This window comes from Duganella levis (genome assembly GCF_009857605.1).
Taxonomy (GTDB): Bacteria; Pseudomonadota; Gammaproteobacteria; order Burkholderiales; family Burkholderiaceae_D; genus Rugamonas; species Rugamonas levis.
Genome location: NZ_WWCT01000051.1, coordinates 1 through 11,334, shown reverse-complemented (window position 1 = coordinate 11,334; position 11,334 = coordinate 1). Strand labels below are relative to the sequence as shown.

10 protein-coding genes, 1 rRNA gene and 2 pseudogenes are annotated in these 11,334 nt (G+C 60.7%); 5 read left to right on the top strand and 8 right to left on the bottom strand.

The genetic code is table 11. From position 1 onward, the window contains the following. Both rrf and GTP69_RS30030 read left to right on the top strand, forming a co-directional pair. Positions 1–111, top strand: a 5S ribosomal RNA gene (gene rrf, locus GTP69_RS30035); the annotation flags it as partial. A gap of 111 nt (positions 112–222) precedes the next feature. Further along, a complete protein-coding gene (locus GTP69_RS30030; RefSeq protein WP_161058300.1) occupies positions 223–4,080 on the top strand; it encodes a two-component regulator propeller domain-containing protein in 3,858 nt (1,285 codons plus the stop codon). On the opposite strand, the gene GTP69_RS30025 is transcribed toward GTP69_RS30030, so the two are convergent. The 8 genes and pseudogenes from GTP69_RS30025 to GTP69_RS29995 form a co-directional block, all read right to left on the bottom strand. Beyond that, positions 4,077–4,418, bottom strand: a complete 342-nt coding sequence (locus GTP69_RS30025) for a DUF1840 domain-containing protein (RefSeq protein ID WP_161058299.1) — start codon at positions 4,416–4,418, stop codon at positions 4,077–4,079. The genes GTP69_RS30030 and GTP69_RS30025 overlap by 4 nt on opposite strands. Before the next feature lie 141 nt (positions 4,419–4,559). Beyond that, positions 4,560–5,057 carry a hypothetical protein gene (locus GTP69_RS30020; protein ID WP_161058298.1) on the bottom strand — a complete coding sequence of 166 codons (498 nt, stop codon included), beginning with the start codon at positions 5,055–5,057 and terminating at the stop codon, positions 4,560–4,562. Beyond that, positions 5,054–6,754, bottom strand: a complete 1,701-nt coding sequence (locus GTP69_RS30015; protein WP_161058297.1) for a M1 family metallopeptidase — start codon at positions 6,752–6,754, stop codon at positions 5,054–5,056. Before GTP69_RS30015 ends, GTP69_RS30020 begins: the two co-directional genes overlap by 4 nt. Positions 6,755–6,851: 97 nt before the next feature. Beyond that, on the bottom strand, positions 6,852–7,148 hold the full coding sequence (locus tag GTP69_RS30010) for a hypothetical protein (RefSeq protein ID WP_229261219.1): 297 nt from the start codon (positions 7,146–7,148) through the stop codon (positions 6,852–6,854). Next, positions 7,149–7,223, bottom strand: a pseudogene (locus GTP69_RS31555) (hypothetical protein); the annotation flags it as partial. Further along, positions 7,213–7,908, bottom strand: coding sequence for a DUF433 domain-containing protein (locus tag GTP69_RS30005; protein ID WP_161058295.1), 696 nt, complete (start codon positions 7,906–7,908; stop codon positions 7,213–7,215). The pseudogene GTP69_RS31555 and the gene GTP69_RS30005, both read right to left, overlap by 11 nt. 18 nt (positions 7,909–7,926) lie before the next feature. Next, on the bottom strand, positions 7,927–9,441 hold the full coding sequence (locus GTP69_RS30000) for a YifB family Mg chelatase-like AAA ATPase (protein ID WP_161058294.1): 1,515 nt from the start codon (positions 9,439–9,441) through the stop codon (positions 7,927–7,929). A gap of 84 nt (positions 9,442–9,525) precedes the next feature. Continuing rightward, positions 9,526–9,765: an accessory factor UbiK family protein gene (locus GTP69_RS29995; protein ID WP_161058293.1), complete on the bottom strand. Its 240-nt coding sequence runs from the start codon at positions 9,763–9,765 to the stop codon at positions 9,526–9,528. 277 nt (positions 9,766–10,042) lie between these two features. Here GTP69_RS29995 and GTP69_RS29990 point away from each other — a divergent pair, with 277 nt between their 5' ends. The 3 genes and pseudogenes from GTP69_RS29990 to GTP69_RS31550 all read left to right on the top strand — a co-directional run. Next, positions 10,043–10,789 carry a TorF family putative porin gene (locus tag GTP69_RS29990; RefSeq protein WP_202424633.1) on the top strand — a complete coding sequence of 249 codons (747 nt, stop codon included), beginning with the start codon at positions 10,043–10,045 and terminating at the stop codon, positions 10,787–10,789. A gap of 11 nt (positions 10,790–10,800) precedes the next feature. After that, a complete protein-coding gene (locus tag GTP69_RS29985; protein WP_090187216.1) occupies positions 10,801–11,139 on the top strand; it encodes a P-II family nitrogen regulator in 339 nt (112 codons plus the stop codon). Between the two features lie 13 nt (positions 11,140–11,152). After that, a pseudogene (locus GTP69_RS31550) lies at positions 11,153–11,334 on the top strand (ammonium transporter); the annotation flags it as partial.

The following is an 11,334-nucleotide window of genomic DNA, read 5'->3' as shown; positions in this document are numbered from 1 at the left end:
TGATGACCATAGTAAGTCGGTCCCACCCCTTCCCATCCCGAACAGGACCGTGAAACGACTCTACGCCGATGATAGTGCTGCAACCAGTGTGAAAGTAGGTTATCGTCAAGCTAGTTATATAGAAAAAGCCCCTTCCGGTATCAATCTGGTTGGGGCTTTTTTGCTTTTGTGCATTAAAATGGGTCGATATCTGATATGCAACCCAATCTTATGCCTCATGTAATGCGTTGTGCCTGTGCTTTGCTGTTGCTGGCGCTGTTGACGGTGGCCCGCGCGGCACCGCTCACGCTGCGTTTCGAGCATCTTGGTGTGGAGCAGGGGCTGACACAGGAGTCGGTCACCAGCATGGTGCAGGACCGGCAGGGTTATATGTGGCTTGGCACCCAGGCCGGCCTGAACCGTTTTGACGGTTACCGCATCACCGCCTTCAAAAACGACCCCACCAATCCACACAGCCTGCAGGATAACTACATCCAGGCCTTGTACGAAGATGGCGCCGGCCGCTTATGGATCGGCAGCCGGAGCGGCCTCGACCGCTATGATCCTCTCACGCAGGTGTTTACCCATGTGCTGTCCAAGGCGGCGGTGAGCAATATTGTCAGCGATGGCAAGCAGGGCTTGTGGCTGGGCACCTTTGAGGGCTTGCAGCACCTGGACATGGCCAGCGGGAAGCTGAGCGTGCTGCGCCACGCCGATGGCGACCAGGACAGCATCAACGATGACCGCGTGAGTACCATGGCGCGCGACCGGCAGGGCAATCTGTGGCTGGGCACGGCGCGTGGCCTGGAGCTGCTGCCGGCAGGCGGCACCCAATTCCATCACTTCGGCCCCCAGGAAAACCGGCCGGAGAACAACTTTATATCGCTGTCGATCGGGCCGGACGGTGTGCTGTGGGCGGGTACGCTGAAGGGCGTGCAAGCATGGCGCCTGAACGGCCAGTCGGCCGAACGGCTGGCGGTGGAGATTCCGGCCGAGCTGGCGCAACAGCGCATGACCAAACTGATGCACGATCGCGACGGCACGCTATGGCTGGGCACATTTAGCGACGGCCTGCGCCGGCGCGATCCGTCCAGCGGCCGTGTCTATCGCTACCCGCGCGACAACCTGAACCGTTACGGCATCAGCGACACCCAAGTCAGCTCGCTGTACCAGGACCGCACCGGCACGCTGTGGGTGGGCAACTGGTATGGCGGCGTCGACCGCGTCGACCTCAATAGCGGCGGCTTCGAGCGCTACACCGAACATGGCGGCGTGTTGCCTGGCATCGGCAGCAACAAGGTAAGGGCGATCACCGGTGCACCGGATGGCAAGTTGTGGCTGGGGTCGGCGCAAGGGCTGGTCTTGCTGGACCCGGCACAAGGCACGGCCAGGTTGACGTCGAATACCGAGCAGCGCCCCGGCTCGCTACCGCCGGATGCGCTGGGCGCGCTGGCCACCGACCAGAGCGGCCGTTTGTGGCTGGGTTCGCCGAGCGGCCTGTTCTGGCGCGATGCCGGCAGCGACTATTTCCACGCGTTGCCGCTCAATGATGATCCGCAGGCGCGGGCGATCCAGCGCATCCTGGTGACCAAGGACGGCATGATCTGGGTCGGCTCGCGCTCCGCCTTGTATCGCATCGATCCGCAGACGCTGGCGGTGCAGACGTATCTGTCCGATACGGACGACCCTGAAAAATTATCCGGCCGCGTGTACACGCTGCTGGAAGACCCGCAGGGCAATCTGTGGGTGGGCACCGAGAACGGCCTGGACCGGCTGGACCGCAGCAGCGGCAAATTCGAGCGCTATCGCCACCACGCGACCAAGCCCGACAGCCTGAGCCATAACCGCGTCTACTATCTGTACCAGGATCCGCAACAGCGGATGTGGATCGGTACTGCGGCCGGCCTGAACATGGCGCAGATGGGCGCCAACGGCAAACTCAGCTTCCGGGTCTATCCACCGGCCAATGGCCGTTCCTACGATCCGATCGGCGCGATTTTGCCGGACCACCAAGGGCGCTTGTGGATCAGCACGACGGCAGGGATCTCGCAGTTCAATCCGGAGACCGGCCTGTTCCGGAATTACGTCGCGCGCGATGGCCTGATCGACGGTTCGTATTTCGTCGGTTCCGGCTACCGCGCGCCGGATGGCACCTTGTACTTCGGCGGGCTGGAGGGGGTGACGGCGTTCCAGCCGGCCCAGATTCATGACAATCCCGAGCCGCCGCAGGTGGCCATCACCGATTTCTCCATCTTCAATCAATCCATCCTCAGCACGCCTTTGCCGGCCGGCGCCGAGGTGCGCGGGCCGCTGGGCAGCTTGAACTCGCTGTCGCTGTCGTATCGCGATGCGGTGTTCTCTTTCGAGTTCGCCGGCATGCACTACGCGGACCCGCAGCGCAACCGCTATGCCTATCAGCTGGAGGGCTTCGATCCGGGCTGGGTGACGGCCGATGCCGGCAAGCGTTTTGCCACCTACACCAATCTCGATCCCGGCCAATATGTGTTCCGCGTCAAGGCCGCCAACAAGGATGGTGTGTGGAACGCCGAGCCGGTGTCGGTGACGGTAACGATCACGCCGCCGGTGTGGAAGACCTGGTGGTTCCGCATCCTGGCCGTGTGCCTGGTGCTGGGCAGCGCTTACCTGTTGTTCCGTATCCGCATCCGCCTGCTGGTGCGGCAGAAGCAGGAGCTGGCGCAACAGGTCGACAGCCGCACGCACGAGCTGGTGCAGCAGAAAGAATCGATCGAGCGCGAGAAGGAAAACGTCGAGCTGGCCCACCGCAATATTTCGCTGCTGTCGGACATCGGCCGCCGCATCACCGCCAACCTCGACAGCGAGGCCATCATGTCGCTGCTGTACCAGCAGGTGCATGCGCTGATGGATGCCAGCGTGTTCGGCATCGGCATTTACCGGCCGCAGCAGGAGTTGATCGAGTATCCGTTCGCGATGGAGCGCGGCAAGCGCTACACGCCGTACACGCGCAGCATGCGCGAGCCGAACCAACTGGCGGTATGGTGCATCCAGCATAATCAGGAAGTCTTCATCAACGATCTGGAGCTGGAGTACGGCCGCTACATCGGCAGCCTGGATCTGGTGTCCGGCGCCGAAGACATGGGCACGCTGGAAGACGGTTCATTGCCGACCGAGCCGCGTTCATTGATCTATGTGCCGATCTCGGTCGGCGGCCAGGTGCGCGGCGTGATTACGGTTCACAGCTACCGCACCCATGCGTACCAGCGCATCGACCTCGACATGCTGACCACGCTGGCCTCCTACGTGGCGGTGGCGTTTGCCAATGCCGATTCCTATCGTCAGTTGCGCGACGCTCAGCAGCAGCTGGTCGAGCGCGAGAAGCTGGCGGCACTGGGTTCGCTGGTGGCGGGCGTCGCGCACGAGCTGAACACGCCGATCGGCAACAGCCTGGTGATTGCCAGCACGCTGGAAGACAAGACCAGCGAGATGGAGCTGCTCAACAACGGCAACACGCTGCGCCGTTCCGACCTGCGCAGCTTCCTCGATGCATCGCGCGAGGCGTCGACGCTGCTGATGCGCAGCCTGCGCAGTGCGGCCGAGCTGGTCAACAGTTTCAAGCAGGTGGCGGTGGATCAGGCCAGCGCCAAGCGGCGTCCGTTCAATCTGCATCAGGCCAGCAACGAGATTGTCATGACGATGAAGAACCAGGTGCGCAAGGCTGGCCACCAGATCGTGGTGGAGATGCCGGACGATATCGTGCTGGACAGCTTCCCCGGCCCGTACGGCCAGGTGGTCATCAACCTGATCAACAACGCCCTGCTGCATGCGTTTGAAGACCGCGAAGGCGGCGCCATGCGCATGTGGGCGGTGCAGTTGGGCGCTGACCGGGTGCGCATCGTGTTCGAGGATGACGGCAAGGGGATTTCGATGGAACATCAGGCGCGCATCTTCGATCCGTTCTTTACCACCAAACTGGGGCAGGGCGGCAACGGACTGGGCCTGAGCATCACCTACAACATTGTGACGTCGCTGCTGGATGGCTCGATACGGGTGGACAGTGCGGTGGGCGTCGGGACGCGCTTCACGATGGATTTACCGTTGAAGGCGTCCCTGGCGGGGGATTAAATGCCCCAGATGATGTGTTCGTTTTCCGCCTTGGCGGTACGCAGCATTTCCAGCAGTGGGTAAGCGCGGGCGGAGAAACCGACCCGTTGCGACGCTGCGTGTTCCTTGGTTTCGCCTTCTTCCTGCTCGTGGGCGTGGATGTCGTGCTCGACATCGCTTTCCGGATGCAGCCGGGTTTCGGCCACTTCATGTTCCAGTACCGACAGCGCTTGCGCGGCCTCGGCGGCGGTGATCACGCCACGGGTAGGATTCTTATGCAACAGGTCCAGGATGCGCTGCGCGTGTTCCTGGTACATCAATACTTCCGGGCTGGATTTTGATTTGAATGCAATTAACATAGCGGCACTTTCCTGGTTCGGCAACGGCACGTCCGTTAGCTAAGACTTTAATACATAACTGAAACTTTACAACACTTTGCGGCCACTGTTTAGGCGTTACCGCACCCCGATTAAGGATTCCCTAAGCGAATACTCCGGTTTTCAGAGGAATTTAAGGGAAGTGAAGAATGTTTCAGCCTGCTCGGCCTCGATTTTTTGCGGTGCGCCGATGATGACGATTTGGTAAACCCGGCGGTCTTTGGCGATGAAACGGCCGATCAGGCGCATGGTTTTGCCGCTGGCATCCACCTCTACCGCGCCGTTGGCGAGCGGCTTGCTGCTGGTAATAATACCGCCGATGTTATTGACCATTGCGCTCTGCATCGCCGCCAGGGCGGCCGGCGCCTCGGCGGCGTCGGCCAGTTGCGCGCTGCCGACGGCGAACACCACGCCGTCGATGTTGGCGGCGGTCATGGTCATGCTGACCGCCAACTGGTCGAGGTGGATGGCGCGCGTTTGCGTCGCCGGCTTGCCGGGGAACAGCACGCTGTACGGCGCGTCGGCGCTGCGGTAGTCGCGCCAGTCGTACTTCGGACTGCACGCCGACAAGGTGATGGCCGTCAGCAGCGCCAGTAACAATGTCGGCGTGCGGATTTTCATCGCTTGGACTTCTTCTTCTCGTCAGCGGCCTTCCAGGCGTCGATCCACGGCTGCTGGCGCAGCACGCGCGACATCGGGTCGATGGTGACCATGGCGTGCGCGGGCACGGTGACCACGCCGACGCCATCGGTCATCGGCAGCTTTTCGATGCGCTCGTTGACGCGCACTTCGATCGGCATCGGGAAGGCGCCGCCGTCTTTCAGCTTCCAGCGCAGCGTCAGCTTGTCGCCGCTGCGCTCCTCTACCAGTTCCGGCAGCGCGGCGTGGTAGAGGTAGGCGTCGAAGAACCAGTTCAGGTCGCGGCCGCTGGCTTCGTTGCTGAACTGGACGAACTCCTTGGTGCTGCTCCAGCGCGGCTGGAAGTTGCCCGGCGTTGGCGTGGCGGTGCCGTACACCATGCGGCGGGTGGCGGTGAAGAAGGCGTCGTCGCCGATCAGGTTGCGCAGCGTGTGCAGGATCAGCGCGCCCTTGGTGTAGATGTCGTTGCCGGGGCCGCCGCGCGCCTCTTCGTAGATGTCCTCGATGCGCTGGGTCTTGCCGCTGACCACCGGTGCCTTGTTCGACAGCGACTTGCGGAAGTTGAACAGCTCGGCCTGGAAGTCGCGTTCGCCGCGCAGCGATTCCAGGTACAGCGGCTGCATGTAGGAACCGAAGCCTTCGTGCAGCCACATATCGTCCCAGTCGGCGTTGGTCATCTGGTTGCCGAACCATTCATGCGACAGCTCGTGGTGCAGCAGCCAGTCGTAGCCGTAGGCGGACTTGGCGTAGCCGTTGCCGTAGGCGTTGATGGTCTGGTGCTCCATGCCCAGGTGCGGGGTTTCGACCACGCCCATTTTCTCGTCGCCGAATGGGTACGGGCCGACGCGGTATTCAAAGAAATCCAGCATCGGCGTGAACTCGGCGAACAGGCCTTTGGCGTCCTCATCGTGGCCCTTCAGGTACCACATGCGCAGCGGGATGGTGTTGCCGAAGCGGCTGGCGTAGTCGCCGGACAGCATCTCGTACGGGCCGATGTTGAGGGCGACGCCGTAAGTGCTGGGGTTCTTGGCGCGCCAGTTGTAGGTGCGCCAGCCGTCTTTCTCTTCCATGCCGGTGGCCACGCCGTTGCCGGCCACCACCAGCGGCGACGGCACGGTGATGTGCAGGTCGATCAGCTGCGGCTTGCCCATCGGGTGGTCGATGCAGGGCCAGAACATATCGCAGCCTTCGCCTTCGACGGTGGTGGCGATCCACGGCTGGCCGTCCTTGGTCTGGCTCCAGGTGAAGGCGCCGTCCCATGGTGCGTGCTTGGCGACGTGCGGCACGCCGTGGTACTGGATGCGTACGGTGGTGCGGGCGCCGGCTTGCAGCGGCGTCGGCAGCGTCAGGTAAAGACGGCCGTCGGGATTGCTGATGGCGGCGGGCGCCAGCGTGACGCCATCGACGCTGGCGCTGTCGATTGGCAGGTTGCGGTCGAGCTCGACGGCGATGCGGGTCAGCGGTTCTTTCAGCAGGAAGGTCAGGGCGGCGTCGCCGCGAATGCTCTTGGTGGCCGGATCGACGCGCAGCGCCAGATCGACTTTTTCAAACGTCACCGCCAGTTGCTCAGGCGCGCGCGGGCTGCCGGAGTTGGAGGTGAAATCAGTAGGCGGCAATTGGGTCGTGGCGCAGCCGGCCAGCACGGCGCTAGCGGCGAGATAGAGAGGCAAACGGGTCATCGTGGTCCTGGCGTTAGTGAACTGCGAGCAAATATAGCAGCAAGCTGGCAAGACTTGGTATGTAGATACAGTGCCCGAGCCACTTTTTATATTGGCGTTAGCCGCTTGGCCTGCATAGATCGTAGCTGATCAATGTGATTACTCTGCGTTCTTGCTCGAATACTTCCAATACCTGGTTAGTCAGATCGGTTCGCTGCGCCAGTTCCCGTAATACGCAACTGAAAAGATACTGCTGACGCTCCACGGTCATGACGAAATTTGAATTTAGGCAGATCAGCCCTGAGTGAACTTCCTGTGATGCATAAAGCCCACTTGGTGAGTTTGCGCCTTTTCCACGAAAGTCTCGTGCGTTGCGTGTGACGAAGGTGTAGTCGTTATTGATAATGCTCGTCATCAGTTGCCGGTCTTTTGCTCCCAGGAGCCCTCGATCTCTCGAGCACGTTGCCTCAAAACCGGCATCAATTGCCATCCCCACCAGGCTTGGGGACAGACACTCGTCGAGGAACAGGCGCCAGCTCATTTTCTGATAGATGAACGTGAGTGATGCTGGTTATTTTCCAATCCGGATGTGTCTGGGACATGCGTCGGGCTTTTTCTTGCGTGGGATGCGTTTGCGTATAGATTTGAGCTGACTCGACTAAATCTTCCGTCAGAAAGGCATACGATTCTTTGAGCTCCGCCAAGGGCATGCCTTCCTCAAGCGAACCTACGACCGTCTCAACCGGAACGCGTGTGCCGCTGAACACCGGCATGCCCCACATCACCTCATCCGAGATGCTGATGGCGCGCAGCGCCCGATCCAATCTGCGAGAGCGTGTCGTTGCTGCATTGATGTACTGGGCTAGGACGAGATCAAATGTTTGATCTCTGCTGGAAAGCCTCAAGGCAAGGGCGCGTTTCAGTTTCCCGGCCGCTGTGATCTGCGCGACACTGGACGCCAGCATGGCTTTTCTTCTGCGCTGTGGGCTGAGCTGTTCTGTTTTGCAGTAGAAGGCAATGAAGGCGGCGGCGAGCCGGGAGATGCGCCATTCCGCTCCTTGTCGGATCAATGGTTCAGAAACCACTTGGTTCGCCACTGCGCGTTCGATGACAGCTTCGCTCAACCCTGCGATATAGGCTGCTTCTGCACTGTTAAGGAAAGTCGTGGACGGCATGATGCTTCTCCTTTGAGGCTAGTCTTTGAGTAGGGCGCGTCGATATTGGATCGCTTCGCTCATATGTGGTTCCTGGATGCGGTCGCTTTTTGCCAGGTCGGCGATGGTGCGCGCTACGCGCAGGATGCGGTGATAGGCCCGGCCCGACCAATGGAAGGATTCCATGCTTTGCTTGAGCTTGGATTTGCTGAAGCGGTCGAGTTTGCAGTAGTGGTCGATCTCGCGCGGCGTCAGGTATTGGTTGCGCTTGCCCTGGCGGTTCAGCTGCAGCGTAGTGGCTGCCTGTACCCGCGCGGCGATCATGGCGGATGGCTCGCCATCGGCTGCGGCGGCAAGGGTGTCAGGCGAAACCGAGGCGACTTCGATTTGAATGTCGATGCGGTCGAGCAGCGGGCCGGAGATCCGGTTTTGATAGCGCAGGATGACATCCGGTGTGCACCGGCAGGCGACGCTGGCGTGACCGGTGTATCCACAGGGGCAGGGGTTCATCGCTGCAATCAGCTGGAAGTGGGCAGGGAAGTCCGCCTGCCGCGCCGCCCGCGAAATCGTGATGCGGCCCGACTCCATCGGTTCACGCAATACGTCCAGGACGTGTCGGTTAAATTCGGGCAGCTCGTCAAGGAAGAGCACGCCGCGATGGGCCAGTGAAATCTCGCCCGGACGCGGCACGCTGCCTCCGCCCACCAATGCCGGACCGGAAGAAGTGTGATGCGGCGCGCGAAAGGGCCGGTGCTTCCACTGCTCGATGCGGAAACCGCCCGTCAGCGACTGCACGGCGGCGGACTCCAGCGCTTCTTCGTCGCTCATTTCCGGTAACAGTCCGGCGAAGCGCGAGGCCAGCATGGTCTTGCCCGCGCCCGGCGGCCCCACCATCAGCACCGAGTGATTGCCGGCCGCCGCCACTTCCAGCGCGCGCTTGACGAACAGTTGCCCTTTGACGTCGGCAAAGTCGGGATATTCTTGCGGCAGCACCACCGGCGCGGTCTCGTGGCGCGACAACATGGTCTCCACCGATTTGCCGGCAAAGTGGCGACAGACTTCCAGCAGCGACGCGGCGGGATAGATGGCGGCATTCGATACCAGCGCCGCTTCGTCCGCATTGGCCATGGGCAGGATGAAGGCCAGGCAGCCGCCGTCACGCCGGGTGGCCAGCGACATCGCCAGGGCGCCGCGAATTGCGCGCAGCTCGCCGGACAACGACAGTTCCCCGGCAAACTCATATTGATGCAGACGGCGCGAGGGGATTTGCTTGGAGGCGGCCAGGATGCCGAGCGCGATCGGCAGGTCGAAACGGCCGGATTCCTTGGGCAGGTCGGCGGGCGCCAGGTTGACGGTGATGCGTTGGGCGGGAAATTCAAAGCCGCCATTCTGGATGGCGGCGCGGACGCGGTCCTTGGCTTCTTTGACTTCCGTGTCCGCCAGGCCAACGATGGTGAAGGCCGGGAGTCCATTCGCCAGATGCACTTCGACGCTGACTTCCTGCGCCTCCATGCCGGCCAAGGCGCGGCTTTTCAGTATGGCAAGGATAGACATGACCGGGGCTGGACGAGAAGAATCAACCGCCAGCGTAATCCCGGCCCGGCGGGCCAGCTTGCGCTAGCCCAAACCTCGCTCACATTACGGGTTGGCTTTGCCTTCCAGCTCGGCCAGGCGGGTTTCCAGTGCTTCCAGCTTGGCGCGGGTCTTGGCCAGCACCTGGGTCTGGATGTCGAATTCCTCGCGGGTTACCAGGTCCAGCTTGGAGAAACCCTGCGTCATCATGGACTTGACGTTCTTCTCAATGTCCTTTGCTGGTGAGTTTTCGATGGCTTGGCTGATCTTGTTTTGCAAGTCATTAAAAAAAGTGTTCATATCCATAATATTCCTTGATCTGGTGGGTCTGTCATTGCACCATTACGGTGCGACTCGGCGTTAATGTGGTGCGAAACCGCCGAAATCCCGCTGGCCGCTTCCCAACATTCTCACTTTGGGGTGAGCGGGGCCGTTATCAACCATGATACGCCACCTGTTTGCTGAACAACATTAGCTGGCACACATTCTGCTAAAGAAGCCTATGAATGCTTTCATCGCTTCGCTTAACAAGGATTTTAAACCGCAACTGCTAATCAAGTTCAACTCACTAGGAAAAACAATTATGAAAATGGCCCAGAACTTTACCCTGATTGCTGCGTTGACCTTAGCATTCGCGTCCATGGCGCGCGCCGAAGAAGCGACACCCGCTCCTGAAGCAAAACCAGATAACGAAGTCAGCTTCAACGCTGCCGTTGTCAACGATTACCGCTACCGCGGCGTATCGCAAACGCATCTCGACCCAGCCTTACAAGGCGGCGCAGATTACGTGAACAACCCGACCGGTCTGTACGTCGGCACCTGGCTGTCGAGCATCAAATGGATCAAGGACGGCGGCGGCGATGGTAGCGTCGAGTGGGATATCTACGCTGGTAAGCGTGGCGCCATCACCGATTCTATCAGCTACGACGTCGGCGGCCTGTACTACTTCTACCCGTCCAACAAGCTGCACCCGAGCGCCAATACCTTCGAGCTGTACGGCCAGCTGTCGTTCGGCCCGGCATCGATCAAGTATTCGCAGTCGACCACCAATCTGTTCGGCTTTGCCGACTCCAAGAATTCGGGCTATGTCGATGCCCAGCTGAACCAGGAAATCTCCGACGGCTACACGTTGAATCTGCACGTCGGCCACCAGAATGTAAAGAATAACAGCGCCTCCAGCTACAGCGATTACAAGGTAGGCCTGACCAAAGATTTCGGCGTATTTAGTGTGGCATTGGCGGCGGTCCGTGCCGACACGAATGCTTACGTCGGAAACGGGAAAAACCTGGGTAAAACCGGTGTTGTCCTGACCATTTCCAAAACCTTCTAAGCGAGGCCAGTATGAAAATGATTACCGCCATTATCAAGCCGTTCAAGCTTGACGAGGTGCGTGAAGCCCTGTCGGCGATTAACGTGCAGGGCATTACCGTGACCGAAGTGAAAGGCTTCGGTCGCCAGAAGGGCCACACCGAGCTGTATCGCGGTGCCGAGTATGTCGTGGACTTCCTGCCGAAGACCAAGATCGAAGCGGCAGTCGACGACGCGGTCGTCGAGCAGGCCATTGAAGCGATTGAAGGCGCTGCCCGCACCGGCAAGATTGGTGACGGCAAAATCTTCGTGACCAACCTGGAACAAGTGATCCGCATTCGTACCGGTGAAACCGGCAACGAAGCTCTCTAAGAGGATGATGAGAATGAAGAAAACTATAACAAGCGTGCTGGCTGGGGTCTCCATCCTGTTTGCATTGGCCGCACCTGTGCACGCCCAGGACGCCAAACCGGCGGATGCGCCCGTTGCTGCCGCTGCTGCCTCGGCACCGGCGCCAGCCGCCGGTTTGGCGTCCTGGGCGTGCACAGGTGCGACCAATGCAAACAG

What these genes read in the sequence shown, in the direction of transcription:
- GTP69_RS29990 (WP_202424633.1), top strand. Translation starts at nt 10,043, where the DNA reads ATGAAAATGGCCCAGAACTTTACCCTGATTGCTGCGTTGACCTTAGCA.
- GTP69_RS30010 (WP_229261219.1), bottom strand. Translation starts at nt 7,148, where the DNA reads ATGACGAGCATTATCAATAACGACTACACCTTCGTCACACGCAACGCA.
- GTP69_RS30030 (WP_161058300.1), top strand. Translation starts at nt 223, where the DNA reads ATGCGTTGTGCCTGTGCTTTGCTGTTGCTGGCGCTGTTGACGGTGGCC.
- GTP69_RS30015 (WP_161058297.1), bottom strand. Translation starts at nt 6,754, where the DNA reads ATGACCCGTTTGCCTCTCTATCTCGCCGCTAGCGCCGTGCTGGCCGGC.
- GTP69_RS30000 (WP_161058294.1), bottom strand. Translation starts at nt 9,441, where the DNA reads ATGTCTATCCTTGCCATACTGAAAAGCCGCGCCTTGGCCGGCATGGAG.
- GTP69_RS30025 (WP_161058299.1), bottom strand. Translation starts at nt 4,418, where the DNA reads ATGTTAATTGCATTCAAATCAAAATCCAGCCCGGAAGTATTGATGTAC.
- GTP69_RS30020 (WP_161058298.1), bottom strand. Translation starts at nt 5,057, where the DNA reads ATGAAAATCCGCACGCCGACATTGTTACTGGCGCTGCTGACGGCCATC.
- GTP69_RS30005 (WP_161058295.1), bottom strand. Translation starts at nt 7,908, where the DNA reads ATGCCGTCCACGACTTTCCTTAACAGTGCAGAAGCAGCCTATATCGCA.
- GTP69_RS29995 (WP_161058293.1), bottom strand. Translation starts at nt 9,765, where the DNA reads ATGGATATGAACACTTTTTTTAATGACTTGCAAAACAAGATCAGCCAA.
- GTP69_RS29985 (WP_090187216.1), top strand. Translation starts at nt 10,801, where the DNA reads ATGAAAATGATTACCGCCATTATCAAGCCGTTCAAGCTTGACGAGGTG.